The organism is Klebsiella africana (assembly GCF_020526085.1).
In the GTDB taxonomy this organism is placed as follows: domain Bacteria; phylum Pseudomonadota; class Gammaproteobacteria; order Enterobacterales; family Enterobacteriaceae; genus Klebsiella; species Klebsiella africana.
This window is the reverse complement of record NZ_CP084874.1, coordinates 3708280-3726050: the sequence shown is the minus strand read 5'-3', so window position 1 is coordinate 3726050 and position 17771 is coordinate 3708280. Positions and strand designations below refer to the sequence as shown.

The window sequence follows — 17771 nt, the reverse complement described above, 5'->3', positions numbered from 1 at the left end:
TGGCTTCAACAACAGCATTACAATCGGTACAAAAAGAATGAGCAACAACTCCTTGATTCCAGAGAGTAAACTCCCTGCGCTCGGCACCACGATTTTTACCCAGATGAGCGCCCTGGCTCAGCAGCATCAGGCCATTAACTTGTCTCAGGGCTTTCCCGATTTTGACGGCCCGCGCTATCTTCAGGAGCGTCTGGCCTACCATGTGGCGCAGGGGGCGAATCAGTATGCCCCGATGACCGGCGTGCCGGCGCTGCGCGAGGCGATCGCCGGGAAGACGGCGGAGCTGTATGGTTACCAGCCCGACGTTAACAGCGATATCACGGTCACCGCCGGCGCAACGGAGGCCCTGTACGCGGCGATCACCGCCCTGGTACGCCGCGGCGACGAGGTGATCTGTTTCGATCCCAGCTATGACAGCTACGCCCCCGCGGTGGCGCTGGCCGGCGGCGAGTTACGCCGCATTGCGCTGCAGCCGCCGCATTTTCGCGTCGACTGGCAGCAATTTGCCGCCGCCCTGAGCGATAAAACCCGTCTGGTGATCCTCAACACCCCGCACAACCCCTCGGCCACCGTCTGGCAACGCGAGGATTTTGCCGCCCTGTGGCAGGCGATCGCCGAACGCGAGATCTATGTCCTGAGCGATGAAGTCTATGAGCATATCTGCTTTGCTGAGGGCGGCCACGCCAGCGTGCTGGCGCATCCGCAGCTGCGCGAGCGGGCGGTGGCGGTCTCTTCGTTTGGCAAAACCTTTCATATGACTGGCTGGAAGGTCGGCTACTGCGTGGCCCCGGCGGCCATCAGCGCCGAACTGCGCAAGGTGCACCAGTATCTGACCTTCTCGGTGAATACCCCGGCACAGCTGGCTATCGCCGACATGCTGCGCGAAGCGCCAGAGCACTATCGTAAGCTGCCGGCGTTTTATCGGGAACGTCGCGATCTGTTTATCGAGGCGCTGCGCCCAAGCCGGCTGGAAATCCTGCCCTGTGAAGGGACCTATTTCCTGTTGGCGGACTACAGCGCCATCTCCGATCTTGACGATGTCAGTTTCTGTCGCTGGCTGACCACTGAGATCGGCGTGGCGGCGATCCCGCTCTCCGTCTTCTGCGCCGCTCCGTTCCCGCACAAGCTGATCCGCTTGTGCTTCGCCAAACAGCCGGCGACTCTGTTGGCTGCGGCGACGCGTTTGTGTCAGCTGTAGTCACTTAATCGTCCACGCCTGGGAGAACTGGCGGCCAGCGAACATCTCCGTGAGACCGCTAATTTGCTTCAGGCGTAATACCTCATCGGCATCCATCCCCAGCTCTTTGCCGATTTTCTGCGGCGTCCAGCCAAGCTGGGTCAGCTCGCGGACAATCTCCGACATGGCGTGGATTTGGTGGCGCCCGCGTGCCCGGTTATGGCGTATGGTCGCTGCCATCAGCCCATCACGCGAGCCGGCTTCACTCGTCAGGCAGGTCACTGGCAGATAACCTTTCAGCGTTTTTTTCAGCGCCGCTTTGCTGCAGGCCAGCTCATGACGGTGAAAGCCGTCGACAATCGTATACGCCTGTGGGCTTTGCTGGATGACGACGACCGGCTGGGTAAAACCGTCGGCTTCCAGTGAGGTTTGTAAAAGGCGTTTTTCCGGTGGCGCCACGTTATTCGGGTTGTAGTCGTTGGGGATGACTTGCTCCTGTTTTACCCATAGCACGCAGTCAACGGGCTGGGCGCGGAAGGGGCTGTGGTGGTGGAGCACCTGGCGAAACGCATTAATTGCCTCGATGCGCGCCTCGTCATCCAGCGTTTGCAGGTAAGCTTCCAGCGCCTGCGTCAGTTGTTGTTGCATAATATCCCCCATTGTTGGCGATGTTTTTCCATGCGTTTACGGTAGCGCTGATAATGGCTGCTTTTGGTTGGGCTAAACGAGAGCTGACGGCACCAGTAGTCGTTATTGAGCAGTACTTTGCAGACTCGCCGCCAGGATGGGATATCTTTGGTGCCAATGTCCGCAGGTTGGGTATCGGGAATATCTTCCATGCCTTTTTTCTGATACCAGCGCAGATAGACGGCGATTTTATTGCGGTAGTGCTCGGCGGTGGTTTCCGGCATGCTGTCGAGCAGGAACAGGGCGTAGCTTTTCCACGTCAGGTGATCGGGCTTGTCGATTTTCCGATGACCGTAGAACTGATTATCATGCCCGGCATAGACGCCGCCGCTGTGCGCGCCGCTCACCCGCTGGCACATCGCGGCCCAGCGCTCAGGCTCCAGCACGTGATACAGCCACAGCCCCTGGCGCTGCTCGGGACCAAAGGGTTCACAAATGCGCATATAGCGCAGCGGCACCCCAGCCTGATACATCAGATCGTACAGTGGGTTATAAGTCTGCCCACTTTTCGCAAACCAGGTCCAGATATCGGCCGTTTTCCAGTCATAGAGCGGGTAGATGTACCAGGCGTGGCCGCCCGGCGCCGAGGTGGTCCACGGTTTATCATCGGCGAAGCGCTGTTTACGCTGCGAAGAGATGGTCATAAAGCGATTCAGTGACTCGTCGGCACGAATGCCCACCAGCACAGCGGCAGGGCGCCGCTGTGAAAACCACTCAGCAAAGTGGCTGACAAAGGCCTCAAAGCTCATTCCCGGTTGATAAAACGGAAAATAGCCCGGATGGGTAATGGCCCAGGGCGGCGGCTGGCGGACCCAGTTGGCCCCTGGCTCCCAGCATTGCCATTGCGGTTTATACTGCGTCAGGGCATTTTGGGTGGTGAGCGGCAGAGCGACCCAGTAAAAGGCTTCGATAACATCCTGATACAAGGTGCGTAGTTTTTCACAATGGGCAATGGTGCAGGAGAACTGCGCTTCCCAGTCGATAAACAACACGCAGATTTTTTTCCCCTGTAACCGCGCCGCCTGCGCGGTTAAATGCAGCATAACGGTGGAGTCTTTTCCCCCAGAGAAAGACACGCAGATGCGTGAAAAATTATCCATGACCCATTGGATGCGCTGCTCAGTTGCCTGCAGCACCGATTCCGGTAAGGGATATTTGATGAAGGACATAACCATTAATCCTTTAATAGTAGAGTTTCCCGTTTGTTTAGTATAAACGATGAGGACTACGAAATTAATGGTCGACCTGCATTCTGACCGGTCGCGAAAAATAAACGGAACAGTTACTCGCTGTTATTAAGTTGAGGGAGTGATGCATCTCTGTCATTCATTAAGATGGATATTAATTCAGATAAAAAATGATTTTGTGTCGATGATTGATGATAGTTAATATATATCGTGATATCCGGAAAGAGCTCGGCTATATTGATGGCGTGAAGCTGCATGGCTGGAGAAATAAAATCGAATAAATAAGAGGGTAAGAAGCCAATTAAGTCGGTTTTATTGATCATGTTAAGAATGGTCATAAATGAGTCGCTGCGAAAAGCAATATTACGCGGATTGAGCCACGACGTGCTGCTTTGCTGCACGCGCTGAATAACGGGATCGTTGGTAATATAATGGGTGAAAAACTCCTTCGCCAGCGCATCAACCGAGGTGAGCTGCTCCCGCCGCGGATGGTCTGCCCGACACACTGCCAGGGTCTGCACCGTCTGATAGGGCTGGCAGACGGTGGCGCGGTTGTTGATGGGCATTCGGGTGAACACCAGGTCCGCCTGGCGGTAGGCCAGTAATTCCTCAGCGGATTCCGTGGAAGTGAGATTATGGTGCTCAATCTGCAAGTTCGCCTGATGACAGAGCTGATTAATCATAAAATGGCTGTTGACTGAACAGAACAGCGGCGGGCCATAGATGACGATGCGTTTACGTAATTCGGAGCGGTTATTGAGATTAATCGTTTTTTCCAGCTGTTCGAGGTTTTGTTGCAAATGATAATGCAGATTCACGCAGGCGGTAGTGGGGGTCATGCCTTTACCGACGCGAACAAATAACGGATCGTCTAACTGCTGGCGAAGGCGCTGTAGCGATTGACTCACTGCTGATGGGGTGATAAATAACATCGCTGCCGCTTTGCTGATGCTTAAATGTTGATAGATACACTCAAAAATAACCAATAAATTCAAATCGAACTTTTTCAGATCGTAAAGATTTGCCATTAACGCAGTCCTGTGTTATCAGCGAAGATTTTAATATTCTTAATGAGAATGTTGAGTGGCTTAATATTTGCGATATGAATTTACTTGTCGGCAAATAACGTTAAGTTCTGCTAAATATAACGTATTTGCGCGAGTGGCGCCAGCGGTTGCTATTATCTGGCGCCATAATGCAATCGGATTACTCTGGTTCACCCATCATAATATGCAGCTTTTCTTCATCCGGTAGCCCCACGACCTGCTGGAGCATATTTTCTTTATTCATATAGTAAATAGCCGGTGTGACGTTGGCTCCCAGATCGTCCATCAGCTGCTGATTGACGTTGAGCATTTTCATTTTCTCCGGCGGAATTGCTTTCGGGATCGTCAGAGCCATTTTCCCATTCGATTGCTCGTAATCATGCCAGGTTTTCGCCGGATCGTTGCTGGCGAGAATCGCCGCGGCGGTGGCCGGGCTCTCCGGCTTGATCACCCCCACCAGCAGAGTGCGGATCTGCACTTTACCGGCCTCTACCCAGGGGCGGGATTGCTGCCAGAACTGCTTGCAGTAGGGACAGAAGGGATCGGCAAAGACATACAGCACAATGGGAGCGTCCTTGTGGCCATCCTGCAGCCAGTGGGCGCTGGCCATCTTCTTCCACATCTCTTGTCCCGCCGGGGTATAGAGTTCTTTTTGAAACAGCTGCTCGCTGAGGTTACTGCCGTTCTCATCATACATATAGCCGGAGATCGCGTGTTTACCGTCGGGTGTTAGGTAGATGGCGACCCCCATATCCTGATATTTACCCAGCCAGCCTTTCATTCCTCCCGGAGCGTCAAAGGGCTTTATGATGGTAATGCCCTGTTTTTCTATTGCTTTTACCGGAGCGGGCAGCTCTTGCGCATAACTACATAAAGGCAGAAAGCTCAGTAACAGCAGACGTTTTAACATGCGTATTCCTTGTAAAATCAGCAGGAAAAGGCAAAACGATTGCCGAACCTATCACAGTCATAGGCAAGATCAGCAGAATGACGGATTGCCCTTTCCTGGCGTGGGTGATGTAATCCTGGATGCTGTTACATTAAGGTAATGTAGAGCGCAACACATAGCCAGTCTGACTGGCGCTGAACCTACCTTCGGGTATTTCAGGTAACGGGGCCGCCTGAAAAGGTGGCCTTTTTACTTTTGTCGCGGCAAATGATGCGAAAAACAGCGATTAGCGCTGAACGCGTCGACAGGTTCACAGAGTTGTCTTGTTCCGGTTGTTAGATAACGCTTATTGATTCGATAATGTAAACGCATTGGTCGGGTCAGGAAAAATTCGTTAACTTAGACCTCAACGAAAACACGGAGGAAGTATAGATGTCCTTAATTAACACCAAAATCAAACCGTTCAAAAACCAGGCATTCAAAAATGGTGAATTCATCGAAGTCACCGAGAAAGACACCGAAGGCCGCTGGAGCGTCTTCTTCTTCTATCCGGCTGACTTTACCTTCGTCTGCCCGACTGAACTGGGCGACGTGGCTGACCATTACGAAGAACTGCAGAAGCTGGGCGTAGACGTTTACTCTGTGTCTACCGATACCCACTTCACCCACAAAGCGTGGCACAGCAGCTCTGAAACCATCGCCAAAATCAAATATGCGATGATCGGCGACCCGACTGGCGCCCTGACCCGTAACTTCGACAACATGCGTGAAGATGAAGGTCTGGCTGACCGCGCTACCTTCGTCGTTGACCCGCAGGGTATCATCCAGGCGATCGAAGTTACCGCTGAAGGTATCGGCCGTGATGCGTCTGACCTGCTGCGTAAAATCAAAGCAGCGCAGTACGTCGCTTCCCACCCAGGCGAAGTGTGCCCGGCGAAATGGAAAGAAGGCGAAGCGACGCTGGCTCCTTCTTTAGATCTGGTTGGTAAGATCTAAGTCTGTTTGTGCCCGGCGGCGCTACGTTGCACGGGCCTACAAGATCGTAGGCCGGGTAAACGGCGTGCCACCCGGCAATCAATGGGCGCTTTCGCGCCCATTTTATTCCAACACCATGATGCAAGCGCATTCAGGCTGCCGACGAGGCCGCTTGCATGATGATGTTTTAAGCCCAGGAGATAACAATGCTCGACACCAACATGAAAACCCAGCTCAAGGCCTATCTTGAGAAGCTGACCAAGCCTGTTGAGCTGATTGCCACGCTGGATGACAGCGCTAAATCGGCAGAGATCAAGGAACTGTTGGCTGAAATCGCTGAACTGTCAGATAAAGTCACTTTTAAAGAAGACAACACGCTGGCGGTACGTAAGCCGTCTTTCTTAATTACCAATCCCGGTTCCGACCAGGGCCCGCGCTTCGCCGGCTCTCCGCTGGGCCACGAGTTTACCTCGCTGGTGCTGGCGCTGCTGTGGACCGGCGGTCATCCGTCGAAAGAGACCCAGTCGCTGCTGGAGCAGATCCGCGATATTGATGGCGATTTCGAATTCGAAACCTACTATTCGCTCTCCTGTCATAACTGCCCGGACGTGGTCCAGGCCCTGAACCTGATGGCGGTGCTCAACCCGCGCATCAAACACACGGCGATTGACGGCGGGACCTTCCAGAATGAGATCACCGAGCGTAACGTCATGGGCGTGCCAGCGGTGTTCATGAACGGTCAGGAGTTTGGTCAGGGACGGATGACGCTGACGGAAATCGTCGCCAAAGTGGATACTGGTGCGGAAAAACGCGCAGCGGAAGAGCTGAATCAGCGTGACGCTTACGATGTACTGATCGTTGGCTCCGGCCCGTCCGGCGCGGCGGCGGCGGTCTACTCTGCACGTAAAGGGATTCGTACCGGCCTGATGGGCGAACGCTTCGGCGGTCAGGTGCTGGATACCGTGGATATCGAAAACTATATTTCGGTGCCGAAAACTGAAGGCCAGAAGCTGGCAGGCGCGCTGAAAGCGCACGTCAATGACTATAACGTCGATGTGATCGACTCCCAGAGTGCGACCAAACTGACGCCGGCGGCGACAGAGGGCGGCCTGCATCAGATCGAAACCGCCTCCGGCGCGGTGCTGAAGGCGCGTAGCGTCATCATCGCCACCGGGGCGAAATGGCGCAATATGAACGTGCCGGGCGAAGATCAGTATCGCACCAAGGGCGTGACCTACTGCCCTCACTGCGATGGTCCGCTGTTTAAGGGCAAACGCGTAGCGGTAATCGGCGGCGGGAACTCCGGCGTGGAAGCCGCCATCGACCTGGCGGGCGTCGTAGAGCATGTGACCCTGCTGGAGTTTGCTCCAGAGATGAAAGCCGACCAGGTGCTGCAGGATAAAGTTCGCAGCCTGAAGAATGTCGATATCATTCTCAATGCGCAGACCACAGAAGTGAAAGGCGATGGCAGCAAAGTCACCGGCCTGCAGTATCGTGATCGGGTGAGCGGCGATGAGCATCATGTCGCGCTGGCGGGGATCTTCGTCCAGATTGGTCTGCTGCCTAACACCACCTGGCTGGAAGGCGCCGTTGAGCGTAATCGCATGGGTGAGATCATCATCGATGCGAAGTGCGAAACCAACGTCAAAGGCGTGTTCGCCGCTGGCGATTGCACCACCGTGCCGTATAAACAGATTATTATCGCGGCAGGTGAAGGGGCAAAAGCGTCGCTGAGCGCCTTCGACTACCTGATCCGCACGAAAACCGCATAACAAGTCAGACAATAGACCTGCATAACAAAGAGGCTACCCTGGGGTAGCCTCTTTTTTGTTACCTGTTCCTCGCGCTTATCTGACAACCATCACCGGGATATGGGCATGGCGAATTACGCTTGAGGCGTTAGAGCCGAGCAGATGGGTGCTGATAGACGGGTTGCGCGAGCCAATCACCACCACATCGGCATTAATTTCACTGGCCAGCTCATTCACCATATCGCGAACGCTGCCGAAACGCACATGTAGCTTGATACGAGAGGGATCAATACTGAAGTGGCTGACCATCGTTTGCAGACGGGTTTCTGCTTCATGCTGCAGATGTTCCTCAAACCGCCGCAGGTCGGCAGTAAAGCGGCTCATGGTAAAGCTCGCTGAACCGGGTAATACATGCAGCAGATGGATCACTCCATCCTGCTGAGCCAGAAACTCCGCATGTCGGACGGCCTTGTCGCTCAGCGCCATCTCAAAGACATCAACGGGCATAATGATAGTCTTATACATATGCAATCCTCCTTGTTCATTTTGCCTCTATATCAACATATTATATGCGGATATTGTGTCATTCAGGTCGCAAAACTGTCAGTCGGACGAGCGGAAAGCGTAAAAAAGGGTAAGTGGGGAAAGAAACAGCAGAAAGAGGATGTGCAGACATCCTCTGAGTAAAGCGTGAAACGCCTCAGGCAGCGGGGATTAACGGTGGAATTCGCCAGCGGCTTCCGGTTGGTAAAGTAGCTCCAGCACTTCCAGGTGCGTTGATGCGCCGCCAGGCAGCTCCCAGTGAATGGTGCTGCCAACCTTGAGACCCAGCAGCGCGGCGCCCACCGGCGCGAGGACGGAGAGCTGGTTGGCGCTGTCGGTCACCTGCGTCGGAAACACCAGCGTGCGCACACGCTCTTCGCCGCTGGTTAAATCGCGGAATTTTACCGTACTGTTCATGGTGACGACATCATGGGGCATTGCTTCCGGCGCCAACATTTGCGCGCGGTCGAGTTCGTCATTCAGGGCATCGGCAACCGGCGAGTTGGCGAAGGCCGGCTGCTCCAGCAGCCTGTCGATACGTTCGGCATCCAGTTCGTTAATGATGATTGCGGGTCTGGTCATTGCATACTCCATGTTATCCAGGAACCTGTCCGTAAAAGAAAACCCTCGCCGAAAGGGGCAAGGGTTAAGGTCCTACCATCATACTGAGAGTTGTCGGCAGTTTGAAGTGATGAAACGCACATTCAGCGTGTAACGCCACCCGGCGGACGGCGTTTTCTGCTCAGGACGTCGCTTTACGCTACTGGCCCACCTTATCGAGGATAAACTGGCTTCCACAGTTACCCGGGTGAGGCTGCGGTAGAAAAGCGGAGGTGGCCAGCGGGGCGTTGATGGTGGCGGCGTTGAGGGAGATTTGCATCTCGGTCAGATAGGCCGGATTACCGTTACAGGTTAATTTAAACGCTTTCACGCTTTGCGGACCCCAGGCGCGGGCCACGGCGGCGTCGAAGTCGGCGCGGCTGACGGTCTGACCATAGTGCTTCGCGAGGAAATCGCCTACCGGGCTGCGCTTAATTTCCCCATTCAGGCGCACCATGGTGCCAAAATAGCTGTCGGGATCAAAGCCGAAGCAGACGCCATGTTTGGCGTACTCGTAACGCTCCAGGCAGGAGGTACCGCCTGAGCCCGGCATCACGCTATTGAGCTTATTAGCCATCTCCAGCGATAGCCCGGTCTCCGCCGCCTGGCATTTGCGGTTCGCTTTTACTTCCGGCATGTTAGGCACCGGACGCGTGGCGCAGCCGTAGCGCATCCAGCGACGTTCATCCACTCCGCGCGCGGCGATGGACTTTGGCAGCCCGGGCCACAGGCCATGCACGGTCAGAAAGTCGGCTTTATTCGCGGTCTCCTGCTGCAGGCGACACTCTTCCGGTTCGTTGCGATTGCGGTCATACATGCTCTGACAGAATCCGGTTTGCCAGGAGAGGGCAAGGACATAGCGGTCAAAATCAGCGTATCGCGTCGCGGTGAGCGGTTCAGCGCCGGCCTGAGTGGCGGTAAGCACCAGGGCAAGCGCGGCGAAATCCTTCCTGAACATGGTTATTCCTGATTGTGGATGGCAAAAGATAACGGGGAGTTATTAAAGCATAAAAAAGGCGCCTGATGGCGCCTTTTCACCTGGTTAGACCATTAGCGGAGCGCGCTGCCCGGTACCAGGATTTCAGTAGCAACGATCACCACCAGCAGGCCAACGAGCACCGGCACGGAAGTGCGCTTGACCACTTCGAACGGTGAAATCTTTGCCATCCCGGCAACGGCGACCACCACGCCAGAGACCGGCGATATCGTACGGCCGAGGTTAGAGGCCTGCAGCATCGGAATCGACAGGTAAGCCGGGTTGATGCCGGAGGAGTGGGCCAGCTTGGGGATCATTTCAACAAAAGCATAGAACGGGGCATTGCCGGAGCCGGTGGTCATGGCCGCCAGCATGGTCAGGATCACCAGCACCAGCATCAGAATAATGCTGGCCGAGCCGAAGGAGGTGGCGATCGAGATCAGACCGTTAATAAAGCCGATAGTGCTTAACCCCTGGGCAAAGACGCCCGCGGCAACCAGCAGCATCACTACGCCGGCGAAGGCGTCGGCCATGCCACGGTAGGCAACTTCCAGCCCGCTAAAGACATTTTTGGTGTTAAACCCGCGCAGGAACTCGAGGAGCGCCGCCAGCAGCATGCAGCCGACGAGAATGGTAATAATGTGCAGTTCCGGCCCCCATTTGCCGTCAAAGATCAGCACGCCGATAATCGGGGTAAATGGCAGGATGGCATACAGCGCCGGGGCGGTGGTGGTGATCTCGTTGACGTCGAGCATTTCGTGGGAAATGTTCTCTTTTTTATCCAGGTAACGCTGCCAGAAGAAGTGGGCGATCGCCATGCAGATAATGGCCGCGATGGAGATCGGCAGCGTGGTTTTGAAGGCAAAGTCGATCAGCGGCATTTCAGCGGCTTTGGCCGCCAGTACAACATCGCCAGAGGTGGGCGAGAGGATAATCGCCGCCGGTGAGGCGCAAATGGCTGCCGCCGCCCCGCGGCTGATGCCGACGTTCACCATCACCGGAAACAGCGTTGCCATTAGCAGCACGCCAAGGCCGGTGGCTGAAGATACCGCGAGCGACATCAGGCAGGCGACAAAATAGGCGGCAATCATCAACAGGTAGGGCGAATTAATATAGCGCAGTGGCTTTGATGCTAATTTTACCACCATATCATTGGCGCCAATGTGGGTCATATAGGTGGCGAAACCGCACAGCATCATAATCATCATACCCAGATCGCCGCCGCGGCTCATGAGTAGAATCTTAATGTATTCAATAATATCGGTGGCAGAATAACCGGTGCTGTCGGTATTGCTCGGGAGGACTTTATGTCCCAGCAGGGCGCTGACAATCAATAAGATTAGCCCTCCGACGAACAGTACCCCGGTGGCCGAATAGCCCTTAATGATATAGCGGGCAACGCCCACAATGACCACAATCCCAATCAGGATCTCAACAAACGTCAGCATTTATAACCCCTAAGCCCAAAGAATATGTAGATAAAAAAGCGTTGCACCAAATTTTAGTGTGCGAATGTGCCGAAAAAAGCGACGAAACTCGCTGATGCAAATCAATAAAGCGCTAAGAACTACGCTTACGCCATCGCGCTGGATATAATCACCAGATGGATAGTTAAGAAGCGCTGATAGACATCGGGTGAAAATCAGGAGTTTGCCTTATTTCGTTCAGCCTGTATTGAGTCTATCTTTGCTATTTTAGATGACTTTTAAATGAAACTGGTAATAGAAAAGTGTTGATGCTACGTCGTTTATCATTGTTTTCTCTTGGTTTTTTAGGATGGTTATTGGTGTCCGGAAACGCCAGCGCGTCGTTTTCATCGACCCTTAGCGAAGGTTACCAAACCTTAAGTAATAACGTGGCACAGACGTGGAATGCGCCGGAGCACTATGATCTGTACGTTCCAGCCATCACCTGGCACGCGCGCTTTGCCTATGATAAGGAAAAGACCGATAAGTATAACGAACGTCCGTGGGGGGCGGGTTTCGGCGTCTCGCGCTGGGATGAGAAAGGGAACTGGCACGGCCTGTACCTGATGGCGTTCAAAGACTCTTTTAATAAGTGGGAGCCTATCGGCGGCTATGGTTGGGAGAAAACCTGGCGCCCGCTGACCGACCAGAACTTCCGCCTTGGTCTTGGCTATACCCTCGGCGTGACGGCGCGCGATAACTGGGACTACATCCCGATCCCGGTGATCTTGCCATTAGCGTCAATAGGTTACGGCCCGGCAACGTTCCAGATGACCTATATTCCTGGCACCTACAATAACGGTAACGTTTACTTCGCCTGGGCGCGTATTCAGTTTTAATTCGCTAAGTCTTAGCAATAAATGAGATAAGTGGCGCGTCTTGTTGAAAAACAAGGACTAAAGCGTTACCCACTAAAAAAGATAGCGACTTTTATCACTTTTTAGCAAAGTTGCACTGGACAAAAGGTACCACAATTGGTGTACTGATACCCGACACAGCATTAGTGTCGATTTTTCATATAAAGGTAATTTTGATGTCTAAGATTAAAGGTAACGTTAAGTGGTTTAATGAGTCCAAAGGATTCGGTTTCATTACTCCGGAAGATGGCAGCAAAGATGTATTCGTACACTTCTCTGCAATCCAGTCCAACGGTTTCAAAACTCTGGCTGAAGGTCAGCGCGTAGAGTTCGAAATCACTAACGGTGCCAAAGGCCCTTCTGCTGCAAACGTCATCGCTCTGTAAGCAACGCGTCAGCAGAATATAAAAACCCGCTATTAGCGGGTTTTTTTTTGCCTGCTTGCCGCGCGCTTAGCGGCTGGCTGCTTGTGAAAAGAGCCAAAAGGCGACCGCGGTCATGGCAAACGACCCCAGCAAATTTACCGCGACGTTGAGTAGCGCCCAGCTCACTCGCCCCTGCTGCAGGAGAAACACCACTTCCGCAGAGAAAGTGGAGAACGTGGTCAGGCCGCCGCAGAAACCGGTGGTAATCAGCAGCTTCCACATCGGGTCAATGCCGGTCAAACGATTAAACCATGCCAGACCGGCACCAATCACAAAGGCGCCAACCAGGTTGGCCGTCAGGGTCCCAATCGGGATAGCGTGATGCACAGGATTGAGCTTCATGCCCAGCCACCAGCGCAATACGCTGCCGGTGCCGCCGCCAATAAAAACGGCGCAAAGAAGTTGAAACACGGTCGTTTCCTGCTATTTGATGTAAGAGAGTGTCAAGTGTAGCGCGCATCAGGCGCGATTGGCTATCCATAACCTGACGGGAGAAGAACATGCGGGTAGCGGCAGGACAATTTGCCGTCACGCCAGTATGGCGGACGAATGCACAAACCTGTGTGGCGATGATGCAGCAGGCGGCGCGTGAAGGGGCGGCGCTGCTGGTGCTGCCGGAGGCGTTGCTGGCGCGGGATGACAGTGACCCGGATCTGTCAGTGAAATCGGCTCAGTCGCTGGACGGGGAATTTTTGCAACTGCTGTTGGCCGAGAGCGGGCGTAACAGCCTGACCACGGTCCTGACGCTGCATGTGCCGTCGGGGGAGGGGAGAGCGACCAATACGCTGGTGGTCTTACGGGATGGCGCTGTGATTACCCATTATCACAAAATTCATTTATATGATGCCTTCGCGATGCAGGAGTCGCGGCGGGTGGATCCCGGTCAGCAGATCCCACCGGTAATCGAGGTGGCGGGATTCCGCGTTGGCCTGATGACCTGCTACGATCTGCGCTTTCCGGAGCTGGCGCTGTCGTTGGCCCTGAACGGTGCACAGCTGCTGGTGTTGCCCGCAGCATGGGTGAAAGGGCCGCAGAAAGAGCATCACTGGGCGACGCTGCTGGCGGCACGCGCCCTCGATACTACCTGTTATATCGTGGCGGCAGGCGAGTGTGGGACGCGTAATATAGGGCAGAGCCGGATTATTGATCCGCTGGGGACTACATTGGCCGGAGCAGGGAGCGAACCGCAGCTGATCTTTGCCGATCTCTCCGCGGACTACCTTGCGCGCGTTCGCGAGCGTTTGCCGGTATTGCACAACCGACGCTTTGCGCCGCCGCAATTATTGTGATGTTTTTTTAAACAAGACTTGATTCACCTTGTTACAGATTGCTATTGTGTCCGCGCGTCAAATACCCGTATTGTTTATCCCAATAATTCGCTGTGCACGTCAGGATGGACATCTCAGCGCTCACTCCCGGAGGGGAGGCCATGGGCCGAATCACGCAGCCCACGCACAGGTGGATTACAATAGGACGGATAAATGCGTGTATGATGGCGTATTCGCAGCTTGTATAGAGAAGAAGGTTAGCTATGGGTGAGATTAGTATTACCAAACTGCTGGTAGTCGCAGCACTGATTATCTTAGTGTTTGGTACCAAGAAATTACGTACGCTGGGCGGCGACCTGGGTTCGGCTATCAAGGGCTTTAAAAAAGCCATGAACGAAGATGACGATAGCGCGAAGAAGACCACCGCAGAAGAAGAAGCGCCGGCGCAGAAGCTCTCTCATAAAGAGTAATTGACCAGACGCTCCTGGAAGGAGACTGGCTGGACGGCGAAGGGGCCGCGACGTTTATCGTTGCGGCCTTTGTCGTTTTTGTCGGCGCCGCGGAGAAAAGATGCAACTAACTGTTACGGACTGGCGTAGCGGGTGCAGCGGAGAGAGCCGCTGCGCCGGAAAGGCGCGCAGCGGCGGAAGCGGCAGGTTATTTAACTTCCATCCCTTTAGCCTGCAGATCGGCATGATAGGAAGAGCGGACGAAGGGACCGCAGGCGGCGTGGGTGAAGCCCATCGCCATTGCTTCTGCTTTCATCTCTTCAAACTCTTCCGGGCTGACGTAGCGCTGCACCGGCAGGTGATGACGGCTCGGCTGCAGATACTGGCCTAACGTCAGCATGGTGACGCCGTGACGGCGCAGGTCGCGCATCACGTCGATAATCTCGTCGTTGGTTTCGCCCAGACCTACCATCAGGCCGGATTTCGTCGGGATCTCCGGATGCGCTTCTTTAAAACGCTCCAGCAGCTTCAGCGACCAGTTATAATCCGCGCCCGGACGGACCTGACGATAAAGACGCGGTACGTTTTCGAGGTTGTGGTTAAAGACGTCCGGCGGGGTTACGGTCAGAATATCGAGGGCGCGATCCATACGGCCACGGAAATCCGGAACCAGTGTTTCAATCTTAATTGACGGGTTTTTCTCGCGAATAGCGCTGATGCAGTCGGCAAAATGCTGTGCGCCGCCATCGCGCAGGTCGTCACGGTCCACCGAGGTGACCACGACGTAGCGCAAACCCATATCGGCGATAGTTTGCGCCAGCTTCAATGGCTCGTTCGCATCTGGCGCGACCGGGCGTCCATGCGCGACGTCGCAGAACGGGCAACGGCGGGTACAGATCGCGCCGAGGATCATAAAGGTCGCGGTACCGTGGTTGAAGCATTCTGCAAGGTTCGGGCAGGAGGCCTCTTCGCACACAGAGTGCAGGCCGTTCTTACGCATCGCTGCTTTGATACCCTGGATACGGGACGAGTCTGCCGGAAGTTTGATTTTCATCCATTCCGGTTTTCTGAGCAGAGCTTCACGCTCAGTTGCCACGTTTTTCACCGGGATAAGGGCCATTTTATCGGCGTCGCGGTACTTAACACCGCGTTCCATCACAATGGGTTTACTCATAGCGTGCGTGTTCCAGTTGCGAGTCACGAAGGAAAGCGAATTAATTCAATGAAATGTTGCAATTATCAACTATTTTTGAATCAAGAGCAGGCAGTATACCATTGAAAAGGGGCAGAAAGCAGCCTGCCTGCCCGGCAAATTGTAAAATAGTTGTTGTTTTATCCTTTTCCCTTCCGTGCGCTATGTCCTGAACGTCTGGATCACTGTTTCGATGATCTCTTTCAGCAATGGCTCTTTCCCGCTCTGTTTATTGTAAAGCAGCGCGACATCAATTTTTTCGTCCTGCAGAGCGGGGTAGTCGAGAATTTGCAGCGGCCAAAGCCGGGATACTGTAGCAAACAGGCGCTCGGTGGTCAGCCCCAGCATGTCGCTCTGGGCAACCATCGCTGCCTGGGTCAGCAGGTTGAAGGTGCTGAAACCGCAGCGTCGCTCGCCCATCTCTTCCTGTAACCGACGGTGCAGAGTGGGATAACGCTGGCCTTCCGGCAGCAGGAGCGCGAACTCATACTGGCTGAGGGTGGTTTCATCCTGCTGAGTGTGCAGAGCAGGATGCCCGGAGCGGCAGTACATCTGCACCCGATCCTGATACAGCACATGATGGCTTATCGCCTGGCCGCTGTGCAGGTGGGTATCAATGAGCAGATCGACCTGGCGCTGGTCGATCTGTCGCGCCGCATCATTGATGGCGATATTGTGCAACAGGATCTGCGGAAAAGCCGGTTTCAGGGCGCTGGCGATGGTCGGCATCAGCAGCGCCCCCATGGAGGGCGTGCTGGCGATGGTGATCACCCGCTGTTGATGTGAACTACCGGTAATATCCAGCGCGCTGAGGAAAGCCTCCATGCCGCGGCTGATGTACTGGTGAAGATGGGTGGCATAGGCGGTGGGGGTCACCCCTTGTCCTTTGCGAATAAACAGCGGATCGGGGAAAAGCGCCCGCAGTTTGTTAATGGACTGGCTTATGGCCGACGGCGTGATATTAAGTATCTTCGCGGCGTTGACGATACCTTTATGTACATACACGGCTTCGAAGATGGTCAACAGATTGAGGTCAATATTGCGCAGGATGCGAAACATCTGGCGGTCGTAACGTTCATCCTGTCGTTCAGGGGATTCTGACGGAGGCGTATTCTCTGGCACGCGATAAGTCCGGTTGAGAGTGATAGGCCAAGTATAGCGGCCTACCGCGTTGCCGTGCGTGACAATTGATTGCAAAAATAGCGAGTTAATCGTGATGTTTGGATCTTGAGCCCCGCCGTGAGCGGGGCGCCGCACTTATTCCTGAGCGAGGTATTCGTAAGGTGGGTTATTCAGCAGCGCCAGCAGATTGGCGACCAGACGTGGAGCGACTTTTTCAGGCGATACAGCCGGCTGCCACTGGCGCATTTGCGTCATCTCCATGCCAGCGTAGCCGCAGGGATTGATACGCAAAAATGGTGTCAGATCCATCGCAATATTGAGCGCCAGGCCGTGGAAAGAACAGCCTTTGCGGATCCTCAGCCCCAGAGAGCAGATTTTGCGTTCGCCGACGTAGACGCCTGGGGCATCGGCGCGGGGATGGGAGTCGATACCGTATTCGGCCAGGGTGTTGACGACTGTTTGTTCCAGCAGCGTCACCAGCTCGCGTACGCCTAGCTTGCGGCGTTTAAGATTCAACAACACGTACATTACCTGCTGCCCTGGACCATGATAGGTTACCTGGCCGCCGCGATCGCTTTGGATCACCGGAATATCGCCAGGAACCAGGACATGTTCTGCTTTCCCGGCCTGGCCCTGCGTGAAGACCGGGTGATGTTCCACCAGCCAGATCTCGTCGAGGGTGTTTTCATCGCGAGCGTCGGTGAATTCATGCATCGCCTGCGAGACGGGTTCATAAGGTTGCAGGCCAAGCTGCCGGATAAGAATTTTATTGTGCTGCAAAACAACATCTCCGCCGGGAAGAGAGGACTCAGGTCGGGGAGTATATCACAGCCACGAAGAAGGAAATGAGAGGACCCGGCACGACGGCCGGGTCAGGGAAAAGGTTACAGCACCATCCGTACGATGTCGATATTACCTAACTCTTCGTACAGGGTTTCCACCTGTTCAATGTGGGTGGCGTTGATGGTGATGGAGACCGAGTGGTAGTTACCTTTGCTGCTCGGTTTTACTGACGGCGAGTAATCACCAGGCGCATGGCGCTGTACCACTTCCACCACCTGATCAACCAGCTCCGGCAACGCCTGCCCCATTACTTTGTAAGTAAATGGTGTAGGGAATTCAAGCAGTTCGTTAAGTTTGGTTTTCATGTCAGCTCCGGTG

Annotated in this window: 20 protein-coding genes; 7 read left to right on the top strand and 13 right to left on the bottom strand. The window is 54.5% G+C overall.

The window, feature by feature from the left end; translation table 11 throughout:
- Positions 1–52 precede the first annotated feature (52 nt).
- Positions 53–1198, top strand: a complete 1146-nt coding sequence (locus tag LGL98_RS18075) for a pyridoxal phosphate-dependent aminotransferase (RefSeq protein WP_168435267.1) — start codon at positions 53–55, stop codon at positions 1196–1198.
- Here the strand turns inward: LGL98_RS18075 and LGL98_RS18070 are convergent, their stop codons facing one another.
- From LGL98_RS18070 to dsbG, 4 genes are all read right to left on the bottom strand, one after another.
- On the bottom strand, positions 1199–1825 hold the full coding sequence (locus LGL98_RS18070) for an IbrB-like domain-containing protein (RefSeq protein ID WP_136030768.1): 627 nt from the start codon (positions 1823–1825) through the stop codon (positions 1199–1201).
- Positions 1810–3033 carry a phosphoadenosine phosphosulfate reductase gene (locus LGL98_RS18065; protein WP_136030770.1) on the bottom strand — a complete coding sequence of 408 codons (1224 nt, stop codon included), beginning with the start codon at positions 3031–3033 and terminating at the stop codon, positions 1810–1812. The genes LGL98_RS18070 and LGL98_RS18065 overlap by 16 nt, the downstream gene beginning before the upstream one ends.
- Before the next feature lie 113 nt (positions 3034–3146).
- On the bottom strand, positions 3147–4079 hold the full coding sequence (citR, locus tag LGL98_RS18060; RefSeq protein WP_136030772.1) for a DNA-binding transcriptional repressor CitR: 933 nt from the start codon (positions 4077–4079) through the stop codon (positions 3147–3149).
- A 178-nt stretch (positions 4080–4257) separates the two neighbouring features.
- Complete coding sequence (dsbG, locus tag LGL98_RS18055; RefSeq protein WP_226651764.1) at positions 4258–5007, bottom strand: thiol:disulfide interchange protein DsbG; 750 nt, start codon at positions 5005–5007, stop codon at positions 4258–4260.
- 411 nt (positions 5008–5418) lie between these two features.
- On the opposite strand from dsbG, the gene ahpC reads away from it, so the two are divergent.
- Entirely contained in the window at positions 5419–5982 is a 564-nt protein-coding gene (ahpC, locus tag LGL98_RS18050) for an alkyl hydroperoxide reductase subunit C (RefSeq protein ID WP_002894394.1), read from the top strand.
- Positions 5983–6167: 185 nt separating this feature from the next.
- The gene (gene ahpF / locus LGL98_RS18045; RefSeq protein ID WP_136030776.1) at positions 6168–7733 is read left to right on the top strand and encodes an alkyl hydroperoxide reductase subunit F; all 1566 of its coding nucleotides are present in this window, start codon (positions 6168–6170) and stop codon (positions 7731–7733) included.
- 75 nt (positions 7734–7808) lie between these two features.
- Here ahpF and uspG read toward each other — a convergent pair whose 3' ends face one another.
- From uspG to dcuC, 4 genes are all read right to left on the bottom strand, one after another.
- Positions 7809–8237 carry a universal stress protein UspG gene (gene uspG, locus LGL98_RS18040; RefSeq protein WP_002894401.1) on the bottom strand — a complete coding sequence of 143 codons (429 nt, stop codon included), beginning with the start codon at positions 8235–8237 and terminating at the stop codon, positions 7809–7811.
- Positions 8238–8426: 189 nt separating this feature from the next.
- Complete coding sequence (rnk, locus tag LGL98_RS18035) at positions 8427–8837, bottom strand: nucleoside diphosphate kinase regulator (RefSeq protein ID WP_136030778.1); 411 nt, start codon at positions 8835–8837, stop codon at positions 8427–8429.
- A 178-nt stretch (positions 8838–9015) separates the two neighbouring features.
- Complete coding sequence (rna, locus tag LGL98_RS18030; protein ID WP_136030780.1) at positions 9016–9813, bottom strand: ribonuclease I; 798 nt, start codon at positions 9811–9813, stop codon at positions 9016–9018.
- Between the two features lie 92 nt (positions 9814–9905).
- Positions 9906–11279 carry an anaerobic C4-dicarboxylate transporter DcuC gene (gene dcuC, locus LGL98_RS18025; RefSeq protein ID WP_136030782.1) on the bottom strand — a complete coding sequence of 458 codons (1374 nt, stop codon included), beginning with the start codon at positions 11277–11279 and terminating at the stop codon, positions 9906–9908.
- Between the two features lie 338 nt (positions 11280–11617).
- Between dcuC and pagP the strand changes: the two genes are divergently transcribed.
- Together pagP and cspE are read left to right on the top strand one after the other, a co-directional pair.
- On the top strand, positions 11618–12136 hold the full coding sequence (gene pagP / locus LGL98_RS18020) for a lipid IV(A) palmitoyltransferase PagP (RefSeq protein WP_281083099.1): 519 nt from the start codon (positions 11618–11620) through the stop codon (positions 12134–12136).
- Between the two features lie 194 nt (positions 12137–12330).
- Positions 12331–12540, top strand: a complete 210-nt coding sequence (gene cspE, locus LGL98_RS18015; protein WP_002439184.1) for a transcription antiterminator/RNA stability regulator CspE — start codon at positions 12331–12333, stop codon at positions 12538–12540.
- Positions 12541–12606: 66 nt separating this feature from the next.
- On the opposite strand, the gene crcB is transcribed toward cspE, so the two are convergent.
- On the bottom strand, positions 12607–12990 hold the full coding sequence (gene crcB / locus LGL98_RS18010; RefSeq protein WP_080897284.1) for a fluoride efflux transporter CrcB: 384 nt from the start codon (positions 12988–12990) through the stop codon (positions 12607–12609).
- A gap of 89 nt (positions 12991–13079) precedes the next feature.
- Between crcB and LGL98_RS18005 the strand changes: the two genes are divergently transcribed.
- Together LGL98_RS18005 and tatE are read left to right on the top strand one after the other, a co-directional pair.
- Complete coding sequence (locus LGL98_RS18005; protein WP_136030786.1) at positions 13080–13868, top strand: deaminated glutathione amidase; 789 nt, start codon at positions 13080–13082, stop codon at positions 13866–13868.
- 242 nt (positions 13869–14110) lie between these two features.
- Complete coding sequence (tatE, locus tag LGL98_RS18000) at positions 14111–14317, top strand: twin-arginine translocase subunit TatE (protein ID WP_002894464.1); 207 nt, start codon at positions 14111–14113, stop codon at positions 14315–14317.
- Positions 14318–14504: 187 nt separating this feature from the next.
- Here the strand turns inward: tatE and lipA are convergent, their stop codons facing one another.
- The 4 genes from lipA to ybeD all read right to left on the bottom strand — a co-directional run bounded on the left by lipA (position 14505) and on the right by ybeD (position 17758).
- Entirely contained in the window at positions 14505–15470 is a 966-nt protein-coding gene (gene lipA / locus LGL98_RS17995) for a lipoyl synthase (protein WP_136030788.1), read from the bottom strand.
- A gap of 180 nt (positions 15471–15650) precedes the next feature.
- Entirely contained in the window at positions 15651–16547 is an 897-nt protein-coding gene (locus LGL98_RS17990; protein ID WP_244609883.1) for a YbeF family transcriptional regulator, read from the bottom strand.
- A 198-nt stretch (positions 16548–16745) separates the two neighbouring features.
- Positions 16746–17390, bottom strand: a complete 645-nt coding sequence (lipB, locus tag LGL98_RS17985; protein ID WP_136030792.1) for a lipoyl(octanoyl) transferase LipB — start codon at positions 17388–17390, stop codon at positions 16746–16748.
- Between the two features lie 104 nt (positions 17391–17494).
- Entirely contained in the window at positions 17495–17758 is a 264-nt protein-coding gene (ybeD, locus tag LGL98_RS17980) for a DUF493 family protein YbeD (RefSeq protein ID WP_002894474.1), read from the bottom strand.
- Positions 17759–17771 lie beyond the last annotated feature (13 nt).